At 62.1% G+C, this 26,043-nt stretch carries 16 protein-coding genes; 8 read left to right on the top strand and 8 right to left on the bottom strand.

The window, feature by feature from the left end:
- Nucleotides 1-537 precede the first annotated feature (537 nt).
- From CRO59_RS12625 to pvdM, 5 genes are all read right to left on the bottom strand, one after another.
- Nucleotides 538-3,000 carry a TonB-dependent siderophore receptor gene (locus CRO59_RS12625; protein WP_097087682.1) on the bottom strand — a complete coding sequence of 821 codons (2,463 nt, stop codon included), beginning with the start codon at nucleotides 2,998-3,000 and terminating at the stop codon, nucleotides 538-540.
- A 116-nt stretch (nucleotides 3,001-3,116) separates the two neighbouring features.
- Complete coding sequence (locus CRO59_RS12630) at nucleotides 3,117-4,766, bottom strand: cyclic peptide export ABC transporter (RefSeq protein WP_007968743.1); 1,650 nt, start codon at nucleotides 4,764-4,766, stop codon at nucleotides 3,117-3,119.
- Between the two features lie 146 nt (nucleotides 4,767-4,912).
- A complete protein-coding gene (locus tag CRO59_RS12635; RefSeq protein WP_097087684.1) occupies nucleotides 4,913-5,821 on the bottom strand; it encodes a formylglycine-generating enzyme family protein in 909 nt (302 codons plus the stop codon).
- Nucleotides 5,822-5,859: 38 nt separating this feature from the next.
- On the bottom strand, nucleotides 5,860-7,140 hold the full coding sequence (locus CRO59_RS12640) for an aminotransferase class V-fold PLP-dependent enzyme (RefSeq protein WP_097087686.1): 1,281 nt from the start codon (nucleotides 7,138-7,140) through the stop codon (nucleotides 5,860-5,862).
- Nucleotides 7,137-8,507 (bottom strand): pyoverdine-tailoring dipeptidase-like protein PvdM, encoded by a 1,371-nt coding sequence (gene pvdM / locus CRO59_RS12645; protein WP_027614032.1) that lies wholly within the window; start codon nucleotides 8,505-8,507, stop codon nucleotides 7,137-7,139. The genes CRO59_RS12640 and pvdM overlap by 4 nt, the downstream gene beginning before the upstream one ends.
- 216 nt (nucleotides 8,508-8,723) lie before the next feature.
- Here pvdM and CRO59_RS12650 point away from each other — a divergent pair, with 216 nt between their 5' ends.
- Nucleotides 8,724-10,343: a PvdJ/PvdD/PvdP-like protein gene (locus tag CRO59_RS12650; RefSeq protein WP_097087688.1), complete on the top strand. Its 1,620-nt coding sequence runs from the start codon at nucleotides 8,724-8,726 to the stop codon at nucleotides 10,341-10,343.
- Nucleotides 10,344-10,507: 164 nt separating this feature from the next.
- Here CRO59_RS12650 and CRO59_RS12655 read toward each other — a convergent pair whose 3' ends face one another.
- Genes CRO59_RS12655 through CRO59_RS12665 form a run of 3 tightly spaced genes read right to left on the bottom strand, consistent with a single transcriptional unit; the run spans nucleotide 10,508 to nucleotide 15,053 of the window.
- A complete protein-coding gene (locus tag CRO59_RS12655) occupies nucleotides 10,508-11,899 on the bottom strand; it encodes an efflux transporter outer membrane subunit (RefSeq protein WP_097087691.1) in 1,392 nt (463 codons plus the stop codon).
- A 7-nt stretch (nucleotides 11,900-11,906) separates the two neighbouring features.
- Nucleotides 11,907-13,880 (bottom strand): MacB family efflux pump subunit, encoded by a 1,974-nt coding sequence (locus tag CRO59_RS12660; protein ID WP_097087693.1) that lies wholly within the window; start codon nucleotides 13,878-13,880, stop codon nucleotides 11,907-11,909.
- Nucleotides 13,881-15,053: an efflux RND transporter periplasmic adaptor subunit gene (locus CRO59_RS12665; RefSeq protein WP_097087695.1), complete on the bottom strand. Its 1,173-nt coding sequence runs from the start codon at nucleotides 15,051-15,053 to the stop codon at nucleotides 13,881-13,883.
- Between the two features lie 320 nt (nucleotides 15,054-15,373).
- Here CRO59_RS12665 and CRO59_RS12670 point away from each other — a divergent pair, with 320 nt between their 5' ends.
- The 7 genes from CRO59_RS12670 (at nucleotide 15,374) to CRO59_RS12700 (ending at nucleotide 26,039) form a co-directional block, all read left to right on the top strand.
- Nucleotides 15,374-15,856: a sigma-70 family RNA polymerase sigma factor gene (locus CRO59_RS12670; protein ID WP_027614027.1), complete on the top strand. Its 483-nt coding sequence runs from the start codon at nucleotides 15,374-15,376 to the stop codon at nucleotides 15,854-15,856.
- A gap of 134 nt (nucleotides 15,857-15,990) precedes the next feature.
- Nucleotides 15,991-17,325 carry a lysine N(6)-hydroxylase/L-ornithine N(5)-oxygenase family protein gene (locus CRO59_RS12675; RefSeq protein WP_097087697.1) on the top strand — a complete coding sequence of 445 codons (1,335 nt, stop codon included), beginning with the start codon at nucleotides 15,991-15,993 and terminating at the stop codon, nucleotides 17,323-17,325.
- A gap of 581 nt (nucleotides 17,326-17,906) precedes the next feature.
- A complete protein-coding gene (gene mgtA, locus CRO59_RS12680) occupies nucleotides 17,907-20,606 on the top strand; it encodes a magnesium-translocating P-type ATPase (RefSeq protein WP_097087698.1) in 2,700 nt (899 codons plus the stop codon).
- A gap of 142 nt (nucleotides 20,607-20,748) precedes the next feature.
- Nucleotides 20,749-21,465, top strand: a complete 717-nt coding sequence (locus tag CRO59_RS12685) for an MgtC/SapB family protein (RefSeq protein ID WP_007968289.1) — start codon at nucleotides 20,749-20,751, stop codon at nucleotides 21,463-21,465.
- 136 nt (nucleotides 21,466-21,601) lie between these two features.
- A complete protein-coding gene (locus CRO59_RS12690; protein WP_097087700.1) occupies nucleotides 21,602-22,036 on the top strand; it encodes a chemotaxis protein CheY in 435 nt (144 codons plus the stop codon).
- A gap of 143 nt (nucleotides 22,037-22,179) precedes the next feature.
- Nucleotides 22,180-22,812, top strand: a complete 633-nt coding sequence (locus tag CRO59_RS12695; protein WP_097087701.1) for a response regulator transcription factor — start codon at nucleotides 22,180-22,182, stop codon at nucleotides 22,810-22,812.
- 8 nt (nucleotides 22,813-22,820) lie between these two features.
- Complete coding sequence (locus tag CRO59_RS12700; protein ID WP_177408992.1) at nucleotides 22,821-26,039, top strand: transporter substrate-binding domain-containing protein; 3,219 nt, start codon at nucleotides 22,821-22,823, stop codon at nucleotides 26,037-26,039.
- The last annotated feature ends 4 nt before the right edge of the window (nucleotides 26,040-26,043 follow it).

The raw sequence follows: 26,043 nt of genomic DNA on the forward strand, positions 1-26,043 counted from the left end.
TCCCGGAGGGAGAGGGGGCCAATTTTTGGGCTTTTCAAAATTGGTGTTCGACTCGGTATTTCACGTCGGCGCACCTCTCCCAAACACCGCGATCAGTTCCCTCTCCCTCCGGGAGAGGGCTGGGGTGAGGGGCTCTTGATCTGGCTTTTGATGTGGCTTTAGCTTTTGATCTTTTGCCCCTTCGGCAGGCCGAGCGTAGGTGTTCATCCGGGGGTTAGGCGCGCAGCGCCATGCGGCGAAGCCGCATACATCGAGAGGAGGTGCAGCGAAGCAAACCGGAGGCGATGCCCCCGGATGGACGCCGTAGCGAGGGAACACTGAGCCTAAGCGAAGTGCCGTACGCCGGGGCAAAGCCTTTTGGGTTACCTTTTCGGCGTCTGGAAAAGGTGACTCGCTGTAAGAGCGAAACCGCCAGCGGCAGCACCCGCAGAAACGGATATACACCCAAAACCCCAAGAGCCTGGTCGGCCCAAAGGCCGCCAAGTCCCCAAAAAAAACGCCAGCAAAATGCCGGCGTTTCAGTGAGCGCTAAACGTATTACCAGTTATAGGTCACGTCAGCAGTCATGGTCCGACCTTCGCCGTAGTAGCAATCGAGGGTACCGTTGCACGCGGCCACGTATTTCTCGTCGGTGAGGTTTTGCAGATTGGCTTGCAGTTTCACGCCTTTGACATGCAGCGGTGATTTCTCCAGGTCGTAAGAGACCATGGCGTCATACACGGTGTAGGACGGAATCTGGAACGAGTCCGACTCGTAATCCGAACCGTAGCTGCTGCGCACGTAACGGGCGCCCAGGCCCATGCCGAAACCGGCGAGGGCGGTGGAGATGTCGAAGTCGTAGTTGACCCACGCGGAGGCGGTCAGCGGTGGACGCATGGCCAGAGTGCGACCTTCGCGACCGTCGTTGTCTTTCTCCCACTTGGTCTGGTTACGCGACACCGCCGCCAGCACGCGCAGGTTGCGGGTGACGTTGACCTTGCCTTCCAGCTCGATACCGCGCGAACGCACGGAGCCGCTCTGGGTGCTGAAGCCCGGGTTGTTGAGGTCGGTGGTCAGCATATTGTCTTGGTCGATCTGGTACGCCGACAGCTGGATGAAGCCGTCGATCGACTTCGGCTCGTACTTGACGCCGACTTCGTACTGCTTGCCGGTGGTCGGTTCGAAGGCGCCGCCGCTCATGTCGGTACCGGTTTGCGGCAGGAACGATTCGGCGTAGCTGATGTACGGCGTGATGCCGTTGTCGAACTCGTAGCCCAGGCCGGCACGCCCGGTGAACTTCTCGTCTTTCTGGTTGCTGTGGCCGCCGCTCAGCGGTTGCTTGTTGTCGGTTTCGGCGAAGTCATACCGACCGCCGAGGGTCAGGAACCACTGGTTCCAGCGCAGTTGATCCTGAGCGTACAGGCCGGTCTGGGTGATGGTGTTGTCCCATTTGTACGGCTGACGGAAATTGATCTGGCTGCCATACACCGGGTTGTACAGGTCCAGACCTGGAGCGGTGCGGTCGTACAGGCCGAGGAATTTCGAATTGTAGTGGTAGTAGTCCACACCCAGCAGCACAGTGTGCTCGACGTCGGCGGTGTGGAACTTGGCCTGGGCGATGTTATCGATGCCGTAGACCTTGTTGTGCTGCGACCAGTCCACCGCATAACGGCTCTGGTAGCTGCCGTCGTTGAGGCCGGTAACCGGGTTGGTCGGGAACGCATAACCGTGCAGCGGCGCCACGTACTGGTCGTTGATGTCGGCGTAACGCGCGTTTTGCTTCAGAGTCCAGACATCGTTGAGTTCGTGAGCGATCTCGTAACCGACGACGAACTGCTCGCGGTGGTACTTGTTCACGTCCGGCTCGCCGAGGAACAGGCTGCGGCTGATGCGCCCGGCCTGGCTGCGATGCACGGTGCCGTTGGCCGGCAGGCCTTGGGCTTCCGGTACATCGTGGTCTTTCTGGTACTGACCGAACACGGTGATGGTGGTCTGGTCGTTGGGCAGCCAGGTCAGGCTTGGCGCCAGCAGCATGCGGTTCTGGCTGGCGTAGTCGATGGCCGAGCCGCTGTCGTTGACCACACCGGTCAGGCGATAGAGAAATTCGCCTTGATCGTCGATCGGACCGCCGAGGTCGAAGGCACCGTACTTGCGGTCATAGCTGCCGCCACCGAGCTTCACTTCGTGCAGCGGGGTCGCGGTCGGACGCTTGCTGACCATGTTGACGATACCGCCCGGCTGGTTCTGGCCGTACAGCACCGAGGCCGGACCCTTGAGCACTTCAACGCGCTCCAGGGTGTACGGGTCGATCTGCAGCGAACCACCGGTGCTGCCGCCGCCGTAAGGCATGTGCAGGCCGTCGAGGTACAGCGGAGTAGGGGAGAAGCCACGGGACGTCGGTTCGTCGAAGATCTTCACCCGGTCCGAGAAACCGCCGCCGGTCATGCCCGGCGTGTATTGCAGGGCCTCGGTGACGGTCTTCGAGCCGCGCATCTTGATTTCGTCTTGAGTGACGACGTTGATGGTCTGCGGGATTTCCTTGAGCGACGAATCGGTCTTCGAACCGGTGGCGCTGCGCTTGGCGACGATCCCGTCGACCGGGCCCCAGGCCGATTCGGCGGTGGCGGAAATGCTGGTCGGGGCCAGATCGAGGCTGGCACCGCCGCTGCTGCGCGAACGCAAGGCGACGTTGTTGCCCTCGACGCTGTAGGCGATGTTGGTGCCTTGCAGCAGTTGCGCGATGGCGGCGGTCGGTTCCAGGTTGCCACTGACGGCGCTGCTGCGCAGGCCGCTGACTTCATCCGGGCTGTAAAGCACTTGGAGGTTGGTCTGGCGACCAAATTCCTGCAACGCGCTCCCCAGCGACTGTGCAGGAATATTGATCGCCACGGCGGCGGCCTGGGCCTGGCCGATCATCGGCACAGTCAGGGCCATGGCGCAGAACGCGGGCAAGGTGCAACGGAAGGAGCGGCGGATCAGCAGGGCCTTGGCGAGCGGGTGGAGTCCGTGCGGTGCGGGCATTGTTCTTCTACTCTTCAAAGTGTTGACTGAGAACTATTTCTATTAACTGTTAGTAAGACGTTGAGCCTTCCGAAAACCGGAAAGCTCAACGCAAATTTTTTACAAAATTTTCACAGTCAGGCGGGTTGCAGCTCAGTGACCACTTTGCCGGCGCTCATGCGCACCAGTTGGTCGGCGACATCGAAGTAACGATCGTCGTGGGAAATGACGATGATGGTCTTGCCCAGACGCTTCAGGTCCGGCAGCAGCTCGGTATAGAAAATCCGCCGGAAGGTCGGGTCTTGATCGGCGGCCCACTCGTCGAACACCAGCACCGGACGCTCTTCCAGCCAGGCGTTGATCAGGGCCAGACGCTTGCGCTGGCCGGTGGACAGGTCGGTGGTGGTGAACGAGCCGTCACGCACACTGACCTTGTGCGCAATTTCCAGGCGCTCCAGGTATTGGTTGGCGTCTTCCGGGATATGCGTATCGCCCTGAACCACGTCGTCGAACAGGTAATAGTCGGCGAAGATCGTGGTGAACAACTGACGGTAATCGTCGCGGTTGGCGGCATCGACGAGCTGCTGGTTGAGGCGGATTTCGCCTTGCTGTGGCGCGTACAGGCCCAGCAGCAACTTGATCAGCGTGGTCTTGCCGCAGCCATTTTCGCCGACGATGAAAATGATGTCGCCCTGTTCGATTTTCAGGTTCACCGGCCCCAGCCGGAACGGCTTGGCGCCTTCTACCGTCGGGAAGCTGTACGAGACATCGGTCAGTTCCAGGCTGTGCACTGGGGTCTTTTGGTGGCCCTGATCGCTGAGCAGCAGGTGCGGCTCTGGGGAGGAAAACTGTTCGGACAGATCGGCGATCCGGCGGAACGCGATTTGCGCGCGACTGACGATCGGCAGGGTGCCGATGATGTGTTCCAGCGGCCCTTTCATGTACAGCAGCACCAGCACGAAGCCGCTCATCACCGCTTTGTCGGCGCTCGGCCACAGCGATTGCAGGCCCAGCGCCAGGCCGATCACCACGAAGAACAGCATCGAACCCAAGGTCTTGGCGACCACAAAAATGTTCACCGAACGCACCTGCGTGTCGCAGATCTTGTCGGCCGTGCCTTCGATGCCCGAGACGAACATGCGATGCCGGCGCGGGCGGTGGATGCGCAGCTCCTTGGCGCCCTCGGCGACTGCGTGATAGTGCTTTTGCAACTCGTCTTCGTAGTCACGGGCCTTGAGGAAACCCTGCATGCCGCGCCCGCGTGCGATGTATTGAATGACCGTGCCGATCAGGATCGCCACCGCCATCATCAGGAACATCGGCCACGACAACATCGCCAGGTAGCCCATGCAACCGAGGGTAACAGTCAGGGAAATCGCCAGCGGCGCAAAGGCGAAAGCGAAGTCGCTGATGGTGTCGACGTCGTGGGTCAGCACCGGAATCAGCCGATGGCTGCGATAGCGCTCGATCTGCTCGATCGGCGCCGAAAGGACTTTCTCGCCCAGCTCTTTGCGCAATTTGGCGATGATGTGCTGGCCGACGAAATTGGTGCCGATGTCGGAAAAGATCGAGCTGGTCAGCGCCAGCAGGCACAGGCCGGCGAACACCGCGACCATCGTGCTGGTCAGTGCGCCCTCGGCGTGCAGCACGTTGTTGATGGTCGCCAGCAGCGCGGTGACGCTCAGGCCACCGACCATGCCGAGCAGGATCGACACGCTGACGATCAGTCGAAAGGGTTTGAGCAGGGCGAACAATTCATTGATCACCCCGCGTGTTGGTTTGCTCATGGAGGTTCCCTGCTTGAAGGAGCGGCGAACACCGGCACTGCGCGTGGGTTCGCCTGGATGACGTAGAGGGCGGTGGGCGCGCCATGGAGGATCGCGCCCACCTGTAGAACGACTGGCAGGACGGCTAATTTAGCCGGGCGATGGCGTTACAGATCGCGGGCGACCCGGAAGCCGATCCAGTCGCCACGGGTGTCGGTGTAGGTGGCGTTGCGGTTGCCCGAACGCGAGAACACCGGGGCCTCGCCCCAGTCGTTGCCACGGATGCGCCGCACTTCGCACTTGCCGCTCAGCCAGGCACTGCCATCGCTTGGCGCGCCAACGTAGTTCTCGTTGTAGCAATCGGCGGTCCACTCATAAATATTGCCGTGCATGTCGTAGACGCCGAAGGCGTTGGCCGGAAAGCTGCCGGCCGGCGCGGTGAAGTTGTAGCCATCGGCGGCGCCGTAAGTATTGGCGTGTTTGGCGATGCTGTATTCCTTGCCCTCGTCGAACGGGAAGGGGAAGGGCCCTGTGCTGCCGGCGCGGGCGGCGTATTCACGCAGCGACTCGCTGACCAGTCGATAGGGCTGGCCGGTCTTCTTCGACAGCCAGGCCACGTAAGCCTCGACTTCCGGGAAATCCATGCACACCGCCGGGTGCTTGTCGGTGTACTGCTTGCGCGGGTCGCTGCCCTGATAATCCGGGATCCCGGCCTTGCACGCGCGACCGGGGCGCGTGTCGCCGTCGGGCATCTTGTAGCCGCTGTCCTTGAGGTAGGCGTCCCACTCGCCGCGCAGAATCTGGAAACGGCTGATCGCCAGCGGTTTGGCAAACGTCACCGGGTGCAGCGGCCCTTCATCCGGCTCGCGGCCGACCTCATCCTCCGGGGTGCCCATGGTGAACGTGCCGGTGGGCAGCACGACCATTTCCGGGCAGTCCTTGCAGTCCTTGAACACCTTGCCCGGCGCAGGCAGGGTGGCGGCCTGCGCGGCACCCGGCAGCAGGCCGGCGGCGAGGGCGGTGAGCATCAGCGCCGGCAGCGCCTTCAAGGAAAATCGACGCAGTTCACTGTTCATTGCGAGTCTCGCTAAAAGGAAAAGGGGATCGCCCGGATTCAAAGGGCCTGGTCGAGCACGGCCAGCAAGCGGTCGATTTGCTCTTCGTCGTTGAGCAGCCCCGGCGCGGTGCGAATCACCGGGCCGACGTCGCGGTGCACGGCATCGGCCACCACGCGGTTGGCCATCAGGTGCGCGGCAATCTTGTCGCTGTCCTTGCCCTTGACCCGGAAGAAGGTGAAACCGGCGGACAGTTCGGGGCTCAGTGGCGTCACCAGTTCGATCTGCGGACGCTGCTGCAGGCGTTGTTTCAGGTAGCTGTTGAGCGCGTGAATGCGCGCCTCGACCTCGGCCTTGCCCAGCTCAAGATGCAATTTGAACGCTTCGTCCAGCGCCCAGCGGTGCTCGAACGAGTGGTAGCCGCCGGGCGTCATGGTGGTGGAAAACGCCGTGGCTTCGGAGAACGTCGGAATGATCGGGGTGACGTATCTGACCTCGGCGAAGCGGCTGCAGACGATGCCGGTGCCACGTGGGCCGAACATCCACTTGTGGGTGCCGGCGATGAAGAAGTCGCAGTTCATCTGCGCGAAGTTCAGGTTGTCCACGCCGAAGCCATGCACCCCGTCGACCACGTAAACGATGCGGTCAGCGTCGCTGCGACCGCGGTTGTGCTGGTCGACGATGGCGCCGATTTCACCGATGGGCAGTTTCATGCCGCTGCCCGAATGCACCCAGCACATGCCCAGCACCCGGGTTTCGGGGCGGATGGCGCCGTCGATGGCAGCAAGGATTTCTGCCTTGCTGGCGCTGTACGAATCCTTGAACAGGCGAATTTTGCGCACCCGGGTGCTGTCGCGTTCGCTACGCAGGGCGAGGATGGTGTGGGTCGCGTAGTGCTCGTGCTCGGTGGTGAGGATTTCCTGATCGGGGCGCACGTGCACGCCGCCGTAGATCGTCGCCAGACCTTCGGTGGTGCTGCCGGTCAGGGCGATCTGTTTGGCGTCGGCTTGCAGGTAGCGTCCGGCCCAGACCCGCACGTTCTCCTCGCGCTGTTCGATCACGCCGAGGTCCCAATCCATGGCCAGGCCGGGATTTTTGTCGAGGGCGGCGCGGTGTCGTTCAATCGCCTCGCGCACCGGTTTCGGGTGCGAGGTGATCAGAAAGTTGGAGAAGTGCAGATACGCTGGATCCTGATCGAACAGCTGCTGCAACCGCGTCCACTTGTTGCCGGTCGCGGGCGCGGCGTTCGCGGCACAGGCGACATTCGGCAGGCTCGCGCCCAGTGGCAGCGCCGCCGCGAGAATCCCCGCCTGCTTCAAGAACTCACGACGATTGCTCATGGCTGGGCAGTTCCCGGCGCAGCGGCCAGTGCCGGTTTCGCGGCTTTCTCGACCTGATCCCAGACCCGCAGGAAGTTGCCGCCCCAGAGCTTGGCGATGTCCGCTTCGGAGTAACCGCGTGAGATCAGTTCGGCGGTGACGTTACGGATTTCGCCGACGTTCTCGAAACCTTTGACGCCGCCACCTTCGTTGAAGTCGGAGCTGATGCCGACATGGTCGATGCCGATCTTGCGCACGGCGTAATCGATGGCATCGCCCAGATCCTTGAGGCTGGCTTTCGGCTCTTCTTCAAGGATGCCGTACAGGCGGCTGGCGTACTGACCAAACTTCTGCTCGGACCACGCCGCAATGATCGGGTCGCCCGGCATCAGCGCCATCGCCAGGTTCGGCAGCGGCGGCAGGTCGAAGTCCTTGCGCATCTCGTTGAGCTTGTCCTGGGTTTGCTGGGTGAGCGGACGCAGGTACTGCGAGAACGCGACGATCTGCACCACGCCGCCGCTGTTTTTGATCAGCTGCATTTCCTTGTCGCTGAGGTTGCGCGGGATGTCGACCATCGCACGGGGCGCCGAATGCGAGGCCACCAGCGGCGTGCGGCTCAGCTGCGCAACTTGTTCGAGGGCTTTGGTCGACATTTGCGAGACGTCGATGATCACGCCCAGATCGTTGAGGCGCTTGACCGCCTGCTTGCCCAGATCCGAGAGACCGTCGAGGGCGTCCGGCGAATCATTGAGGAATGGCAGCGGCCGCGACGAATCCGCCCAGTCGTTGTTGCCGATGTAGCTGAAACCGAACATGCGCATGCCGCGCGCGGTCCACAGGTCCAGCAGGTTGAGGTCGTGGCCCAGCGGATAGGCGTTGAGCATGCTGATGAAAATCGCGAATTTGCCTTCGCCGTGCAAGCGCCGGAAGTCATCGGGTGTGTAGGCGATGGCCACCTGATTGGGGTAGTCGCGAACCATCCCGGAGATGATCTTGAAGCGGATTTCCTGCTGATTGCGCGCCTCGTCGACGAAGCCGGGTGTCGGCTTGTGCGGAGCGTTCGGGCCGTTCCACATTTCCGGCCAGCCGAAGATGGTCAGCGCGGCGCCGGACAGGCGCCCGCGGTTGGCCTTGGCGAGGTCGAACTGGCCGTCGCCGTCCTTGTCGGCTTCGTGGCCGTCAGTGCCGAAATTTTGCGTCAGGCTGACATGGCTGTCGAAAGAGAGCATGCGTTCGTGCAGCTCATCGGCCTGCTTCATGACTTTGGCCGGGTAGCCGAGGTCGTCCTTGAACCAGTGATGCCACACGGCAAAGCCTGCGCCGGCGCTGATCGCCAGGGCCAACGGCAGGCCGATGAATAGAGCCTTTTTCGAACGTGGTTTTGTCATTGCCATCTCAGTCAGGTTCGCCATCGAGGTGCAGGCGCGGGGGCCTTCGCTATCTGGGAAGAACGAGTGGTTGGCGGCAAAATTTAAGCCTGGTGCTGTGGCGAGGGGATTTATCCCCTCGCCACGGGTCATCAGCGCCTGGCGCGTTAAATTTGCCGCGGCAACAAACGTTCTAGCTTGGATAAAGCCTGCTTCATGGCTGACACAGGTAGGGCAATGAAGATTTCTCGACGATGGTTCATGGCGGGCCTGGCGCTGACCGGCGCTGCCGTGCCTGCGGCGTATTTCGGGCATCGTGAATGGACGAAGCCGGACCCGACGATCACCCCGGGTGAAGCGTCTTTCGACGTCGCCGATATGGCCGGGCAGCGCCTGGCGAATGCGTTGCGCGGGGTGTGGGATATCCGTTTCGAAGGTGCCGATGCCGGCCTCGAAGGCTTGCCGCTCAAGGGTCTGCAAGTGTTTCTCGACATCGGCCAGAAGGGGCGCGGCGTGTGCGGTTTTCTCGACACGCCCGAGCGCCTGCGTTCCGCTGAAATACCGCGTTATCGAATTCTGGGCGACCTCGCGAAAGCCGATGCGGCGAAACTGAGCTGGCGCCTGATCGGCGCTGACGGTCAGATCAGCTATGAGCTGGAGATGATCCTCGATGAGGTCTGGGCCGACTTCGGCAATGCCGGCAGTGGCACGCTCAGCGGCAAGGCCTTGCGCCTGGATCGGTCGCTGGCCTTGCCGGCGCAGGACAATCGCTTCGTCGCCGTCAAGCGGCTGTTTCCCGAAGCGCGCGAGCGCACGCCGCTCAACCCGACGTTGCTGGCGTGGTTGATCTCTCCCGAGCATCGCCTGTTTCACCAGTTGTGGCATGCGACCCGGGACAAGTGGCACAAACTGCCCGAGGACAAACGCGAGGCCTTGCGCGGCATCGGCTGGCAGCCCGGCCCGCGCGACAAGGAGCGCGATGCCCGTGGCCCGCGCAAGGATCGCAATGGCTCGGGCGTGGACTTTTTCTTCATGCACCGGCACATGCTCGGGACGGCGCGTTCGATGCAGGATCTGCCATCCTGGGCGTTCTTCCCGCTGCCGCAGCCGGAGCTGATCCGCGACCGCGTTGGCTTCGCCCGCTATTTCGACAACCACGACGGCACGGCCTTGCCACCGACCTGGACGGCGGCGGGTGATGACGAATTCAGTCAGTGGGTCAGCGACATCAAGACTGCCGAGACCTACGAAAGCAACTTCCAGGTCTGGGAATCGCAGTACCGCGATCCGGCGTACCTCGCCCGGCTCACCCTCGGCCAGTTCGGCTCCGAAGTCGAGTTGGGTCTGCATGACTGGCTGCATATGCGCTGGGCCTCTGTGCCGCGCGATCCGTCCAACGGTCAGCCGGTGCCGTTTGCCCGCGATCCGGCGGACTTCGCGGCGCGTTGGTACAACGCCGAAAACGATTTCCTCGGCGATCCGTTTTCTTCCCACGTCAACCCGACGTTCTGGCATTTCCATGGCTGGATCGACGATCGCATCGAGGACTGGTTCCGCGCCCACGAGCGGTTCCATCCGGGCGAAGTCACGCGGCTGCAGGTCAATGGCGTGCCATGGTTTGCCCCGGGGCGTTGGGTGGAAGTCGACGACCCATGGCTCGGGCCGATCACCCATGGCTGCAGCACCACGCCGGGTTTGCAGATGGGCAAGTCGGTGGAGATGGATCCGGAAACCATGAAGCTGGCGCTGCGCATCACCTTCATCACCGACGAGGAAAAACTCGCCGGCCTGTTCCGCCGCGTGCCGCAACGGCCATGGTATGCGCGCAATCTGAAGCCTAAAACCAGCCCGACTTGAGGGCTGCGTCATCGATCATTCGCGAGCAGGCTCGCTCCCACGGGTTCAGGTGTCAGCCCACAATGTCCGGGCTGACTTCTACATGAGAACGCATTCTTACTGATGGAACGCGTTCAAATGTGGGAGCGAGCCTGCTCGCGAAGGCGATCTGTCAGTCGCCGCAATTACAAGGTCTGCCACCCGCCACCAAGCGCCTTGTACAGCGCAATGCTCGCCTGCATCCGCGCCAGGCGCAGTTGCACGCTCTGGTCCTGCGCTGCGTACAAGGTGCGCTGGGTTTCGAGGACAGTCAGCAAGTCTTCAGCGCCGGCCTGGTAGCGGCTCTGCGCGATGTCGAATGCGGTCTGCGCCTGATTCAGTTCTTCGTTCTGCCACAACCGCTGCTCATCCAGGCGGCGAATGCTATTGAGCGCTTTTTCCACATCGGCGAAACCGTTGATGATCGCCCCACGGTAAGTTTCCAGCAGCTCTTGCTGGCGCGCAGAGGCCTTGTCGCGTTCAGCGCCGAGGCGACCGTTATTGAAAATCGGTGCGACCAGTCCGGCGGTCAGGTTGTAGAAAGGGCTGCGGATCAAATCGTCGAACTGATTGGCGCCCGAGCCGAGTTGGGCGGTCAGGGTCAGTGCCGGCAACATGGCCGCGCGAGCGACTTTGACGTCAGCTTCGGCGGCGGCCAGTTGGGCTTCGGCGCGTGCGATGTCCGGACGATGCGTGAGCAACTCGCTGGGCACGCCAGCGGCGATGTCTGGCCATTGCAGGTGCTCGAAGGACTCTGTCGCCGACAGTTGCTGCACCGGTCGGCCGAGGAGGGCGGCGAGGCTGATCAGCGCGTCCTGGGCTTGCTGTTGCAAGCGCGGCAATTGCCATTGCTGGGCGGCGACCAGGCTCTTCTGTTGCGCCAGTTCCAGCGCGGTGGCTGAGCCTGAATCAAACCGCGTCTGCACCAGTTTCAGCACGCTTTGCGCGTTGGCCAGATTGAGTTCGGCGATGCGGCTCTGCTCGCGTAGCGACAAGGTTTGCGCATACGTGCTGGCAACGCCGCTGAGCAATGTCAGTTCTACCGTCGCCCGGTCGAATTCGCTGGCCTGCAGAGCGAACTGCGCACTGTCGCGAGACGCGCGTTTGCCGCCCCAGAAATCGATTTCGTAGGTGGCGCTCAGGTTGGTATCGAAATAGTCCACCGCCTTGTTGCTGCTGTTGGCATCGAGTTGGCTGTAGCCATTGCCGCGCAGCAGTTTCTGCCGATTGGCATTCAGACCGGCCTTGACCTCCGGCAACTGTGAGCCGCCAGCGATGACGGTGGCCGCCTGCGCCTGATGCACTCGAGCAGCGGCGGCCGCGAGGTCGAAACTGCCGACGCGAGCCTGTTCGATCAGACGATCCAGTTCCGGGCTGCCAAATTGCGTCCACCACTGCGGGTTGTTGCGGGCAACGCTGGCGCCATGGGGCGACTGCCAGGCAGTTGGCGTTTGCACGCCACTGTCCGGGCGCTGAACGGGACTGCCGCAGGCACTGAGGATCAGGCACACGGTCAACAGGCTGAGGCGCGGTTTCATAGATCGATCATTCACTGGTAAGGGCCGTGACCGGGTCGAGCCGGGCAGCTTTGCGGGCAGGCATGAAGCCGAAGACAACACCGGTGACCAGGGCGCAGCCGAACGCGCCGAGTACCGCCATCAAGGAAAAAGCCACGGCCACTTCGCTGAGGATCAGCACGCCGCCTACGATCAGCGCCAGGGCGATGCCGGCAATGCCGCCGACCACCGAGAGCATCACCGCTTCGGTGAGGAACTGCCGGAGGATGTCGCGCTGACGTGCGCCGGTGGCCATGCGAATGCCGATCTCGCGAGTCCGCTCGCGCACGGTCATGAGCATGATGTTCATCACGCCGATGCCGCCGACCAGCAGCGAAATCGCCGCAATCGAACCGAGCATCAGCGACAGGGTGTTCTGGGTGCGCGCCTCGGCCTGGATCATCGCGGCGTTGTTGGTCAGTTCGAAATCCTTCTTGCCGTTGTGCAGGCGCAGCATCAGTTGCTCGATGGCCTGCTCGGTGTCTTTGACCTTGCGCGCGTCGGCGGCGGCGATGGCCACGTATTCCGGATTGCGCGTGCCGAACAGCCGAACGCTGGCCGCCGAATAAGGGATGGCGATGCGGTTATCACTGTCGGAGTCGCCGGAGCTGGCGCCTTTTTCCGCAAGCACGCCGACCACCTGGAACGGCACATTCTCGATCAGGATGAATTGGCCGATCGGGTTCGGCACATCCTTGAGCAGTTTGCTGCGGACTTTGTGGCCGATCACCGCGACGGCTGCAGCATTCTGCTCATCGGCCTCGGTGAAGTAACTGCCTTGCACCACCGGCCAGTTGAAGATCACCGGGAAGTTGGTGTCGTTGCCACCGACGTAACTCAGGTGGTCGGCATTACCGTAACGTACGCCGGCCTCGGCGCCGTTGACCGGCATGATCCGCTGCACTTGCGGCAGGCTGGCCAGCGCGTGCACATCGTCGAGGGTGATGATCCCCGGCGGCGTGCGCGGGTTGGGCGCCGAGCCGCTCAGATAAATGATGTTCGAACCGAACGCGCCCATCTGCGCCATCACTTGGCGTTTGCTGCCTTCACCGACCGCCAGCATCACCACCACCGACGCCACGCCGATGATGATCCCGAGCAGGGTCAGCGCTGTGCGAAAGCGGTTGATCCACATCACCCGCCACGCCGCGTGCAGGGCATCGACCAGTTCACCTTTCCACGCGCCAGTGGCTTCGGCGCCGTCGGCCAGACGCTGGCGCAGATCCACCGCTTGCAGCGCGCCGGGGTTGGCGCTGGTCTGGGCGTGGGGATTGTCGCGGGCGCTGTCGCTGATGATCAGGCCGTCGCGGATTTCGATGATGCGTTTGGCTCGGGCTGCGACTTCGCGATCGTGGGTGATGAGGATCACCACGTGGCCCTGACTCGCCAGTTCGTCGAGCAGCGCCATCACCTCTTTGCCGCTGTGGCTGTCGAGGGCGCCGGTGGGTTCGTCGGCGAGGATGATGTGGCCGCCGTTCATCAACGCCCGGGCAATCGACACCCGTTGCTGCTGGCCACCGGACAACTGATGCGGGCGGTTGCCGGTGCGCGAGGCCAGACCGAGGCGGTCGAGCAGGGCAGCGGCGCGGGCGTGACGTTCGGCGGCCGGGGTGCCGGCATAGATCGCCGGCATCTCGACGTTTTCCTGGGCCGAGCCGGACGGAATCAGGTGATAGCCCTGGAACACAAATCCAAAGGCTTCGCGACGCAGCCAGGCCAGCTCGTCGCTGTCGAGGCTGGCGACGTTTTCCCCGGCAAAGCGATACTCGCCGGAGGTCGGCCGGTCGAGGCAGCCGAGGATGTTCATCAGGGTCGATTTGCCGGAGCCGGAAGCGCCGACAATCGCCACGAATTCACCAGCGTGAATCGACAGGTCGATGCCGCGCAACACGTGAACTTCAGGCGCGTCACCGCCGCCGTAGGATTTGCGAATGTCCTGCAGATCGATCAGAGGCGTTTGCATTCAGCCTCCGCTGCCGTCGACCGGGCCGATCAACAGGTGATCGCCTTCGTTGAGGCCGTCGACAATCTGCACCTTGAGCCGGTCGCTGATGCCGGTGCGTACCTCGCGTTGCTGAATCTCGCCGTTGGCCGCCACCACCTGCGCGGTTTGCAGGTTGGCCGTGGTGCTGCCCTGCAACGCGGCGACCGGCGCGGTGAGCACGCCTTTGGCCTGATTGGCGACGAAAAACACCTGAGTGGTCATCTCGGCCATCAAGGCGTTGTCGGCGTTATCGACGTCGAGCAAAACCGTGTACAGCACAACGCGGGCGCTGCCGCTTTTACTGCTGCTGGCTGGGCTGCCGCCGCCCTGGCTGGTCTGGTCCAGCGGCTTGGGCGGCACCGGCAGAATCTGCCGCACGGTGCTGCTCCAGCGCCGCTGGCCGCCGCTGAGGGTGGTGAAGTAGGCGGTCATGCCCGGTTTGACGTGACCGATGTCAGCCTCGGAAACCTCGGCCCACACGGTCATCGGTGACAGCTTGGCGATGCGCAGGATCAGCGGCGTCTGCTGTTGCGCGTTGAGGGTCTGGCCTTCGCGGGCGTCGAGGGCAACCACGGTGCCGGCCATCGGCGCGTAGATCCGCGTGTAGCCGAGTTCGGCCTGATCGCTGCGCAGGCTCGCTTCGGCCTGGCGGATCTGTGCCTGGAACATGTCGACGCGGGCCTGAGTGGCTTTCAGTTCTGCACGGGCGGTTTGCACGTCTTCTTCACGGGTGGCGCCGCCGGCGGCGAGATTCTGCTGACGCTGATACTTCTGCCGCGCCAGTTCATGCTGGGCGCGCTGCTCCTGCAATTGCGCCTTGAGGTTTTCGATGGAGAAGCGTCCGGCGTCGAGTTTGGCCTTCTGCGTGGACGGATCGATTTCCACCAGCAGTTGACCTTCCTTGACCACGTCACCGACTTCGACGTGGATTTTCTGGATCTGCCCGGAGGCCTGCGCACCGACATCGACATATCGGCGCGGTTGCAGGGTGCCCAGCGCAGTGACGCTGCTTTCAATGTCGCCGCGGCTGACTTGCACGGTGGCGAAGCGCTCGCGTCCCGGAGGCATGATTTGCCATGCGGCGTAGGCAACAACAGGAATCAGACAAAGGACTGCGAGCAGGGCGCGTCGAGCGGGGCGGGGACGTTTCATGCAGGGTTCCGGCCAGTGGAATTCGGCCCGTCGTCCGGCTGCACGCCACAGCGCGCAGCCGCAGAACGCTGTCGCAGGGCGCGACAGACACGGGGAGCTGTCCTGTAAACGATGAATGCGCGGGGGAATTTAAGCGAAGACACAGGATGTTACAGGTATGGAACGGCACTATTTAGCGGGCAACGACAAACGCCACTTTAAATCTATATGAGAATTACTATAAATTACGCACCTCAGTTGCCACTATCTTGCTACCCGTGTTCGCGGGCCGTCGATCAGTGTGCTCAAGGATCGAATCCGCATCGATGCGGCCGGGAGTCATGTTGGAAAACTACTATCGCGAGCTGGTGTGTTTCCTGAACGCCAAGCTCGGCAACCGTCAGGTCGCCGAAGATGTGGTGCATGACGCTTATGTGCGGGTTCTGGAACGCTCCAGCGACACGCCCATCGAGCAGCCCCGGGCCTTTCTTTATCGCACGGCGTTGAATCTGGTGATCGACGATCATCGGCGCAACGCCTTGCGCCAGGTCGAGCCACTGGAAGTGCTCGACAGCGAAGAGCGCTATTTCACCCCGTCGCCCCATGGCACTCTCGATCACGGCCAGCGTCTGGAGATGCTCCAGCGCGCACTGGCGGAATTGTCGCCGCTGTGCCGCGACAGTTTTCTGCTGCGCAAGATCGAAGGCCTGTCGCACCCGCAGATTGCCGAACAGCTGGGAATTTCCAAGGCACTGGTGGAAAAACACATCGTCAATGCGATGAAGCATTGCCGTCTGCGCATCAAGCAATGGGATGCCCATTGAGCCGCCATCGCTAAATTTTATTTCACTGTCCTCGTTCCTACTCAACAGACGACCTGCTGTCCTGCTCAAGGCCAGTCGGGTCACTTAGGCTCTCCTTTCCCCTTGTTGAGGGGTTCATCCAGAGGACACTGGAAATGACTCAGGCAATTGCATCGCCCATCGTTCACGACCTGATCGGCGTCGGTTTCGGCCCTTCGAACCTGGCGCTGGCCATCGCTCTGCAAGAGCGCGGCCCGACCCACGGCGAGCTGGATGTGCTGTTCCTCGACAAGCAGGCCAACTACAGCTGGCACGGCAACACCCTGTCGACCCAAAGCGAATTGCAGATTTCCTTCCTCAAGGATCTGGTGACCCTGCGCAACCCGACCAGCCCGTACTCGTTCGTCAATTACCTGAAGGCCCACGGCCGTCTGGTCGACTTCATCAACCTCGGCACCTTCTACCCGTGCCGCATGGAGTACAACGACTACCTGCGCTGGGTTGCCGGGCAGTTCACCGAGCAGAGCCGCTATGGCGAAGAAGTGCTGACCATCGAACCGGTGCTGCACAACCATCAGGTTGAGGCGCTGCGCGTGATCTCTCGCGACAGCGAAGGCCAGCAGTTGGTGCGCACTGCGCGTTCGGTGGTGGTCAGCGCCGGCGGCACACCGCGTATTCCGGAGGCGTTCAAGGCGCTGAAGGGCGACAGCCGCGTGTTCCACCACTCGCAGTATCTGTCGCAGATGGCCAAACAGCCGTGTGTGAACAACCAACCGATGAGCATCGCGATCATCGGCGGCGGGCAGAGCGCGGCGGAAGCCTTCATCGATCTGAACGATTCGTTCCCGTCGGTGCAGGTCGACATGATCCTGCGCGGCTCGGCGCTCAAGCCTGCGGACGACAGCCCGTTCGTCAACGAAGTGTTCTCGCCGGAGTTCACCGATCTGGTGTTCCAGCAAAACAGCGCCGAGCGTGAGCGGCTGGTCAACGAGTACCACAACACCAACTACTCGGTGGTCGACATCGACCTGATCGAGCGCATCTACGGCATCTTCTATCGGCAGAAAGTCTCGGGCATTGCCCGTCATGCGTTCCGTACCCTGACCACCGTCGAGAGCGCCACCGCCACCGAACGCGGCATCGAACTGGCGGTGCGCAACAACGCCACCGGCGAAGTCACCGTGCGTATCTATGACGCCGTGGTCCTGGCCACCGGTTACGAGCGGCAGATGCACCGCAAACTGTTGGCACCGCTGGAAGAATACCTCGGTGATTTCGAGGTCGATCGCAACTACAAACTGATCACCGACGAACGCTGCAAGGCCGGTCTGTACATGCAGGGCTTCTGCCAGGCCAGCCATGGCCTGAGTGATACGTTGCTGTCGGTGTTGCCGGTGCGTGCTGACGAGATTGCCGGCTCGCTGTATGAGCATGGCAAGAACCGTGGGCATCGTTCGGTGGCGGATCTGTTGTTGGCGACCGCCAGCTGAATCTGCTTTGCCTGATACACCGCCTTCGCGAGCAGGCTCGCTCCCACATTGGCTCTCTGTTGACCACAAAATCTGTGTTCAATGAAGATCCCCCTGTGGGAGCGAGCCTGCTCGCGAAGGGGCCCTTCAGCAATACCGCAAAACTCATTCCTGAACCCTTCCTGAACATCCCCGACACACCTTCTTTCACGGGTTTACTCTCGAATCATCGAGGCGTAAGCTTCGCGCGTTTTCATCAATAGCGGAGACCCACAGTGGGTACTTGTTCGAGTGACAGTTGTCGGCCGGTCTCGGTAACCGGCAGATTCTCGGCAAGATAACGCGCAGCCTTTCTCTGCCGTTGTCTCGCCGTAAAGCGAGCAGCGGCATCCCGATCATGGTCAGTTGAGACCATGTCCCGACGTCCTTCTCATCGACACTGAAAGTGTGTGGTTTCGACCGTGTGGTCGCGATCGCAAACCTATCGACACGCCTGTCCTTTGTGATCGGCGCGCCAAGCCTTGCCGTGCCGGATTTTCCGGCGTACGAGGCGCGGTCGTACCTGCTCGACGGTTTCCCGGCTGACCATAGGGGCAACAGCCATGAAACTTACGCTCAAGGAATTTTTCGCAGGCTTCCTGCGTACACGCCACATCGCCCGGCACTTCCGCCGTCTGGCACTGCTGGAATCGATCACCGACACCACGGCCAGCCGTGAAGTGCCGCCCACCCTGGCCAACACCCTGGTCGATGCGGCCCATCGCGACAGCGGTGAACTGCTGTCGTCACTGGGTACTCACACCGACGGTTTGACTGACTTTGAAGTCGACGCCCTGCGTGCGCAGTACGGCCTCAACGAAGTCGAGCACGAGCAGCCGCTGCCATGGTGGACCCACCTGTGGCACTGCTACAAAAACCCGTTCAACCTGCTGCTGACCCTGTTAGCGGTGATTTCGTGGCTGACCGAAGACCTGAAAGCCGCCACGGTGATTTTCTCCATGGTGGTGCTGTCGACGCTGCTGCGCTTCTGGCAGGAAAGCAAATCCAACCAGGCCGCCGACGCGCTCAAGGCGATGGTCAGCAACACCGCCACGGTGATGCGCCGCGACGAGCCGCGCGTCGAACTGCCAATCAAGCAACTGGTGCCGGGCGACCTGATCGTGCTGTCCGCCGGCGACATGATTCCTGCCGACTGCCGGGTGCTCAGCGCCAAGGACCTGTTCGTCAGCCAGGCGGCGATGACCGGTGAATCGATGCCGGTGGAAAAATTCGCCCGTCAGGCCGACCGCGACACGCGCAATCCGCTGGAGCTGGAGAACATTCTGTTCATGGGCACCAACGTGGTGTCCGGTACGGCGGTGGCGGTGATTCTCACCACCGGCAACAGCACCTATTTCGGCGCGCTGGCGCAGCGGGTCGGCGCGACTGACCGCGCGGTAACCTCGTTCCAGCTGGGCGTGAACAAAGTCAGCTGGCTGCTGATCCGCTTCATGTTCGTCATGGCGCCGCTGGTGCTGTTCATCAACGGTTTCACCAAGGGCGACTGGACCGAAGCGCTGCTGTTCGCGCTGTCGATTGCCGTGGGCCTGACCCCGGAAATGCTGCCGATGATCGTCACCTCGACCCTGGCCAAAGGTGCGGTGTTCCTGTCGCGCAAAAAGGTCATCGTCAAGCGTCTGGACGCGATCCAGAACTTCGGCGCCATGGACGTGCTGTGCACCGACAAGACCGGCACCCTGACCCAGGACAAGATCTTCCTCGCGCGCAATGTCGACGTCTGGGGTGAAGACTCCGATGACGTGCTGGAAAAGGCCTACCTCAACAGCTACTACCAGACCGGGCTGAAAAACCTGCTCGATGTGGCGGTGCTGGAACACGTGGAAATCCATCGTGAACTGAAGGTCGGCACGGCGTTTCGCAAGGTCGATGAGATCCCGTTCGACTTCAATCGCCGGCGCATGTCGGTGGTGGTCGAGGGGCGTGGCGAGCCGCATTTGCTGATCTGCAAAGGTGCGGTGGAAGAAGTGCTGGCGGTGTGCACCCGTGTGCAGCACGGTGACGTCGAGGAAGCCTTGAGCGATGAATTGCTGACCCGGATTCGTCAGGTCACCGCAGCATTCAACGCTGAAGGCTTGCGCGTGGTGGCAGTGGCTGCCCGCTCGATGCCGGAAGGTCGCGACACTTACAGCCTGGCCGATGAGCAGGAACTGACGCTGATCGGTTATGTGGCCTTCCTCGATCCACCGAAGGAAAGCACCGCACCGGCGCTCAAGGCGCTGGCCGAGCACGGCGTCGCGGTCAAAGTGCTGACCGGTGACAACGAACTGGTGACCGCGAAGATTTGCCGCGAAGTCGGTCTGGCACAACAGGGCTTGCTGCTGGGCAACGATGTCGAGCGCATGAGCGACGCCGAGCTGGCGGTGGCGGTGGAGAAAACCAACGTGTTCGCCAAGCTGACGCCGTCGCACAAGGAGCGCATCGTGCGCATCCTCAAGGGCAACGGGCATGTGGTCGGCTTCATGGGTGACGGCATCAACGACGCCCCGGCGCTGCGCACCGCCGACATCGGGATCTCGGTAGACAGTGCGGTGGATATCGCCAAGGAAGCCGCCGACATCATCCTTTTGGAGAAGAGCCTGATGGTGCTGGAGGAGGGCGTGCTCGAAGGGCGCCGCACCTTCGCCAACATGCTCAAGTACATCAAGATGACCGCCAGCTCCAACTTCGGCAACGTGTTCTCGGTGCTGGTCGCCAGTGCGTTCATTCCGTTCCTGCCGATGCTGCCGATGCACCTGCTGGTACAGAACCTGCTCTACGACATTTCACAGATCGCGATTCCGTTCGACAACGTCGACAAGGAGATGCTGAAGAAGCCGCAGCGCTGGCAGCCGGCGGATGTCGGGCGCTTCATGCTGTTCTTCGGCCCGATCAGTTCGATCTTTGACATCCTGACGTTCGCCTTGATGTGGTATGTGTTCGATGCCAACACCCCGGATCACCAGACGCTGTTCCAGTCCGGCTGGTTTGTGGTGGGGCTGCTGACCCAGACGCTGATCGTGCACATGATCCGCACGCCGAAGATTCCGTTCCTGCAAAGCCGTGCAGCGATGCCGTTGCTGGTGATGACCGGGATCATCATGGCGGTCGGGATCTTCCTGCCGATGGGGCCGCTGGCCAACTACTTCAAACTGCAGGCGCTGCCGTCGATGTACTTCGTGTTCCTGCCGATGATCCTGCTGGCGTACATGGCGCTGACCCAGGCGGTGAAAGGCTTCTACATCCGCCGGTTCGGCTGGCAATAACAACAGGACAACGCTGTTCCCTCTGTAGGAGTGAGCCTGCTCGCGATGGCAATCCGTCAGTCAAAATTTCAACGACTGACACACCGCTATCGCGAGCAGGCTCACTCCTACAGGGGATTCGGATGTTTTCAAGGACAAGACTATGCAAGCCATCAACAACCTCAACCTGACTTCTTTGCTCGACACGCTGGTCAGCCTCAGCGCAGCGTTCATCCTCGGTGGCCTGATCGGTTTCGAGCGCCAGTACCGGCAACGCACCGCCGGCCTGCGTACCAACGTGCTGGTGGCGGTCGGTGCGGCGATTTTCGTCGACATGGCCAACCGTCTCGGCGGTGCTGAAGGCGCGGTGCGGGTGGTCGCCTACGTGGTCTCCGGCATCGGCTTTCTCGGTGCCGGGGTGATCATGCGCGAAGAAGGCAACGTGCGCGGCCTCAACACCGCCGCGACCTTGTGGACGTCAGCCGCTGTCGGTGCCTGCGCCGGTGCCGACCTGCTGGCCGAAGCGGTGCTCGGCACGCTGTTCATTCTGGCCGCCAACACCTTGCTGCGGCCGATCGTCAACAACATCAACCGCCAGCCACTGGACGTGGTCTCGGCCGAAGTCACCAACATTGTCTATGTCATCGCCCGGCGCTCACAGCAGAAAGCCGTGTTCGCCCTGCTCGAAGCCGAGCTGGAGCGCAGCAATTACCCGGCCAGCGACGTCGATGTACACGCCTTCGGTGCCGACGAAATCGAGATCGAAGCGACGCTGGCGACGACTTCGGTCGACGGCGATGAACTCGATGCGCTGGTGGCGCGGATCTCGACTTCAGCGCTGGTGGTGCAGGCGTTCTGGAGTCCGAGTACCACCGAATAAGGCCACAACGTCGGGCAGCCATTCGGCATGGCTCATGAGTGCGGATGAATGACCGGTTTTTTAGGAAAAGTCCTACAGAACTGCTCCTGAGGCTTGCGTAGTCTTGGCGCACCCGTCCACCTCCACGAGATCGAGCATGATCAATAAAGCCCTGCGTATCCTGATTGCCGATTCGCAGCATTTTCACCGGATGAAAATCGAGCGCCTGTTCAATGGTCTCGAATACTTCCGGGTTGCTCCGGTACAGAGTCTGCTTGAGCTGCTGACCCTGGTGGACTACGGCTGTGAACCGTTCGACGTCGTGGTCATCAACGCCGAGCTGGCGGCCGGATCGCTGGACCTGCCGGGGTTTTTCCTCAACAACCCGCAGGTGCGCCACGCCCTGATCTATAACGAGCCCTCGGCACCTGCGCTGACGCCCGCAGGCTTCGCTCAGGAAAACCTGCAGATCAGCCCCGTCGCCTTGCCCAATGCGGCCGCGATCAAGCACCTGATGGCGCGGGTCGACGTTGCCCCGGTGTGTGCAGCTAATGCCTGGAACCCGGCGCCAGCCTTGCAACGCCGGGCTTGAGCACGAATTACGTTTTTGCGCAACTGTCAGATCTGACAGGTAGATACGACTGGCTTCCCGTGTAACAGTTCTTGCGCAGCCACCCCGGCCGGAACAGCCGATACCGGTGGCGCCATCGTCTTATTTTTGCCCTGGGAGCGGTCATGAAGTCAGCGCTGATCGTCGACGATCATCCGGTGGTAAGGGCTGCCGTGAAACTCGTACTCGAAGCCGAAAGGTTCAAGGTGATTCACGAAGCATCCAGCGCCAGCGAAGCCATGGCGCTGAGCCGTGAGCACAAGCCGAAACTGGTGGTACTTGATCTCAAGTTGCCGGGAGTCGGCGGGCTGGAGGTGCTGGAGCGGCTCAAGGCCACCGACCCTGACTGCAGGGTGCTGATCTTTACTTCTCAGGATCCGTTGCACTATCAGGATCGCTGTCTGCGTAGCGGCGCCATGGGTTACGTGGCTAAAACCAACCAGTTGCTGCAATTGCACAAGGCTGTCCAGGCCCTGATGTCGGGCTACTCCTATTTTGCTGCGCTGACGGGTGACGGCCTTGTGTCGACCCCGTCGCACCGCAGCGAAAAACAGCTGATCGACGAGCTCTCCAACCGAGAACTGAACATTCTCGTGCAGTTGGCTCTGGGCAAGCCCAACAAGAAAATCGCCGCTGAAATGTTCCTCAGCCACAAGACCGTCAGCACCTACAAAACCCGCTTGATAAAAAAGCTGGGTCTGCACTCAAAGTCAGCGGTGTACTTGCGCGAATTCGCCAAGCGCAACGATTTGATCTGAGTAGCGCAGTGAATCTGCGACGCTGGTGGTGCGTGCTCTTGTTGAGCATCACGGCCACCTGCTGGGCCAGTGAGTCGCCGCAGCCTCTGGAGTTGTTGAGCCAGGCAGCACTGGAGAACATTCAAGTCCCGCTCGACCCCCAGGATCAACAGTGGCTACGCAGCCATTCGACGTTGCACATGGGGATTTCCGGGCCCGATTATCCACCGTTCGAGATCACGCGGAATCGGCAGGAGCTGGAAGGTCTCACCGCCGACTATGCCGAGCTGCTGGCGCAACTGCTCGGGGTGCGGATCGAGGTGCAACGCTACGCCAACCGCGACGCGGTGATGAGCGCACTCAAGCGCGGCGAACTCGATCTGCTGGGCACCTCGAACAATTTCGAGCTGGCCGATCCAGATTTCATCTTGTCGCGCCCCTATGCCGAAGACCAACCGATGCTGGTGACCCGGCTCGACGAAACGTTACCGGCCGACCTGACAGGCAAACGCATCGCCATGGTCGAGGACTATCTGCCGCTGACCAGCGTGCAGGCGTTCTACCCCGACGCGAAGGTGCAGCGTTACTCCTCGGCAATGGATGCGCTGGGTGCGGTAGCGTTTGGTGTCGATGACGGCTATCTCGGCGATCTGATCAGTGCCAATTACCTGATCAACACCAATTACCGCAATGACCTGCAACTGGCCGGGCCCTCGGGCCTGGATGCCAATCCCTTCGGTTTCGCCCTGCTGCGCAGTGAGGTGCGCCTCAAACGCATTATCGACAAGGCGCTGGCGGCGATTCCCATGGAGCGTCGTCAACTGATCGAGCAGCGCTGGAGCGCAGGGCGCGCGCAAATGGCCGCGCAGTCGCAGGTGCGCCTCAGTGCCAGCGAGCTGCAGTGGCTGGAGCAACATCCGCGGGTGCGGGTCGGCGTGATCGAAGACTTCGCACCGCTGACGTTTTTTGATGCCGACGGACGATTCAACGGGCTGTCGGCGCAGTTGCTCAACCTGATCAGTCAGCGTACCGGGCTGCAATTCGAGTTGGTTCGGGGGCGTTCGCTGGATCGTCAGATTGAGCAGCTCAAGGCCGGTGAACTCGACGTGTTGCCGGTGGTGACCCCGAGCAGCGAACGGGAAACCGAGCTGCAATTCACCCGTGCCTACCTGAATAATCCGTTTGTGCTGGTCAGCGCGACGACGGCCGGCAGCCCGCGCAGCCTCGCCGATCTGCCGGGCAAGCGGCTGGCGATTTATCGCGGTCATCCATTGCACGACTTTATTCTGCAGCAGGTGCCCGGGATTCGCCTGGTGGAGGTGCGCAGCCCGGCCGAGGGCATGGAGCAGATCGCCAAAGGCCAGGCCGACGTGACCGTCAGCTCACTGCTGGTGGCGCGTTTTCTGATCGCCCGCCATTACCGCGAGCGCCTGCGCATCACCAACACGATCGGCGATCAGCCGGCACGCATTGCCCTGGCGACCGCAGCGCAGGATACGGCGCTGCACACGATTCTGAACAAGGCGTTGCTGAGCATCGCGCCGCAGCAGATGGACGGACTGGTCGAGCGCTGGAGCCATGACGTGGTCGTGGAAGAGAGCTACTGGCAGCGTCATCGCCGCGAAATCCTGCTGGCGTTTGCCGGTGCGGCAGGGCTGCTGTTGCTGGCCTTGGCCTGGATCGGTTTTCAGCGCTCGCAGCTGCGTCAGCGTCAGCAGTGGCTGCAACAGTTGCAGCAGGCCAAGGATGCCGCCGACGACGCCAATCGGGCCAAGACTACGTTTCTGGCGACCATGAGCCATGAAATCCGCACCCCCATGAATGCCCTGATTGGCATGCTCGAAATGGCCCTCAAGCGTGCCGAGGAGGGCGTCACCGACAAGCTGGCAATCGAGCTCGCGTCCGCTGCCGGCCAGCAATTACTGGGGTTGATCGGCGACATTCTCGATATCGCACGTATCGAGTCCGGGCATTTGTCCCTCGCGCCGCAGCGGGCCAATCTGCGCGAACAAGTGATCGCGGTGTGCCGCGTATTCGAAGGGCTGGCGCGGGAGAAACGCCTGCTGTGGCAGGTCGAACTGGATGCGCACAGTGACGTCGACGTCATGCTCGACCCGACACGCTTCAAGCAAGTGCTGTCAAACCTGTTGAGCAACGCGATCAAGTTCACCGAGCAGGGTCAGGTGAGCCTGCGTTTGTCATGCTCTGCGATGCCGTCCGGGATCCTGGCGGTCGCGGTGGTGATTGCAGACAGCGGAATCGGCATCAGTGCCGATGACCGCAAACGCCTGTTCAGTCCGTTCGTCCAGGCCGCTAACCAGGGCCAGTCAGCGCGTAGCGGCTCGGGACTGGGCCTGGTGATCAGCCGTAACCTCTGCGAAATGATGGGCGGCACACTGCGCCTGGACAGCGAGCCGGGGCATGGAACGCGGGTTGAGGTAAACCTGCAGCTGCCGCTGTTGACCGCGCTCGAACCCGAGACGGCAGGCCCGCAAGTGGCGGACACGCCAGCGCGTTCGCTGAGCGTGCTGGTGGTGGACGATCATCCGGTCAACCGCTTGCTCCTGTGCCGGCAACTGAGTGAACTGGGCCACGCTACGGTCGATGTCGAGGATGGTGAGCTGGGCTTGCAGCGCTGGCGAACACAGGCTTTCGATGTGCTGATCACCGATTGCAACATGCCCCGGCGCAACGGTTACGAACTCGCTCGGACACTTCGTGAAGAAGAGGCGGCGAACGGTCGTGCACGCTGCGTGATCCTCGGCTTTACCGCCAACGCGCAGGTCGAGGAGAAAGTCCGTTGTCTTGAGGCCGGCATGGACGATTGTCTGTTCAAGCCGATTCGCTTGCACGATCTGCAACAGGCATTGAAGGCGGCCAGCCGCGGCGACAGTGATCAGCCGTCGAACCCGACACCGCCGCTGCCCGAGATCGACCTGAGCGCGCTTGAGCAAATGGCCGGGGACAATCCGGCAGTGATGCAACGTCTGCGCGAACAAGTGCTGCGCAGTCTGCACGAGGACCTGCAAAAACTGGACGCTGCGCGCCAGCCACAGGACCTGAGCGAATTAACTACCCTGGCGCACCACATCAAGGGCGGTGCGCAAATGGTCGGTGCCGCGCGGGTGGCGGCGGCGTGCACCGATCTCGAAGAGGCGTGCCGCGACGCCGAAACCCTGGCGGTCCACCGCTCGGCGGATGCGCTGCGCAGGGCCATGCTCGGCCTCGCGCAGCGGCTTCAGGACTGAGCGA

It is taken from the genome of Pseudomonas sp. LAMO17WK12:I5, assembly GCF_900215165.1.
Lineage (GTDB): Bacteria > Pseudomonadota > Gammaproteobacteria > Pseudomonadales > Pseudomonadaceae > Aquipseudomonas > Aquipseudomonas putida_A.

What these genes read in the sequence shown, in the direction of transcription:
- CRO59_RS12625 (WP_097087682.1), bottom strand. Translation starts at nt 3,000, where the DNA reads ATGCCCGCACCGCACGGACTCCACCCGCTCGCCAAGGCCCTGCTGATC.
- CRO59_RS12690 (WP_097087700.1), top strand. Translation starts at nt 21,602, where the DNA reads ATGATCAATAAAGCCCTGCGTATCCTGATTGCCGATTCGCAGCATTTT.
- CRO59_RS12670 (WP_027614027.1), top strand. Translation starts at nt 15,374, where the DNA reads ATGTTGGAAAACTACTATCGCGAGCTGGTGTGTTTCCTGAACGCCAAG.
- mgtA (WP_097087698.1), top strand. Translation starts at nt 17,907, where the DNA reads ATGAAACTTACGCTCAAGGAATTTTTCGCAGGCTTCCTGCGTACACGC.
- CRO59_RS12655 (WP_097087691.1), bottom strand. Translation starts at nt 11,899, where the DNA reads ATGAAACCGCGCCTCAGCCTGTTGACCGTGTGCCTGATCCTCAGTGCC.
- CRO59_RS12660 (WP_097087693.1), bottom strand. Translation starts at nt 13,880, where the DNA reads ATGCAAACGCCTCTGATCGATCTGCAGGACATTCGCAAATCCTACGGC.
- pvdM (WP_027614032.1), bottom strand. Translation starts at nt 8,507, where the DNA reads ATGACAAAACCACGTTCGAAAAAGGCTCTATTCATCGGCCTGCCGTTG.
- CRO59_RS12695 (WP_097087701.1), top strand. Translation starts at nt 22,180, where the DNA reads ATGAAGTCAGCGCTGATCGTCGACGATCATCCGGTGGTAAGGGCTGCC.
- CRO59_RS12675 (WP_097087697.1), top strand. Translation starts at nt 15,991, where the DNA reads ATGACTCAGGCAATTGCATCGCCCATCGTTCACGACCTGATCGGCGTC.
- CRO59_RS12685 (WP_007968289.1), top strand. Translation starts at nt 20,749, where the DNA reads ATGCAAGCCATCAACAACCTCAACCTGACTTCTTTGCTCGACACGCTG.
- CRO59_RS12635 (WP_097087684.1), bottom strand. Translation starts at nt 5,821, where the DNA reads ATGAACAGTGAACTGCGTCGATTTTCCTTGAAGGCGCTGCCGGCGCTG.
- CRO59_RS12665 (WP_097087695.1), bottom strand. Translation starts at nt 15,053, where the DNA reads ATGAAACGTCCCCGCCCCGCTCGACGCGCCCTGCTCGCAGTCCTTTGT.
- CRO59_RS12630 (WP_007968743.1), bottom strand. Translation starts at nt 4,766, where the DNA reads ATGAGCAAACCAACACGCGGGGTGATCAATGAATTGTTCGCCCTGCTC.
- CRO59_RS12650 (WP_097087688.1), top strand. Translation starts at nt 8,724, where the DNA reads ATGAAGATTTCTCGACGATGGTTCATGGCGGGCCTGGCGCTGACCGGC.
- CRO59_RS12640 (WP_097087686.1), bottom strand. Translation starts at nt 7,140, where the DNA reads ATGAGCAATCGTCGTGAGTTCTTGAAGCAGGCGGGGATTCTCGCGGCG.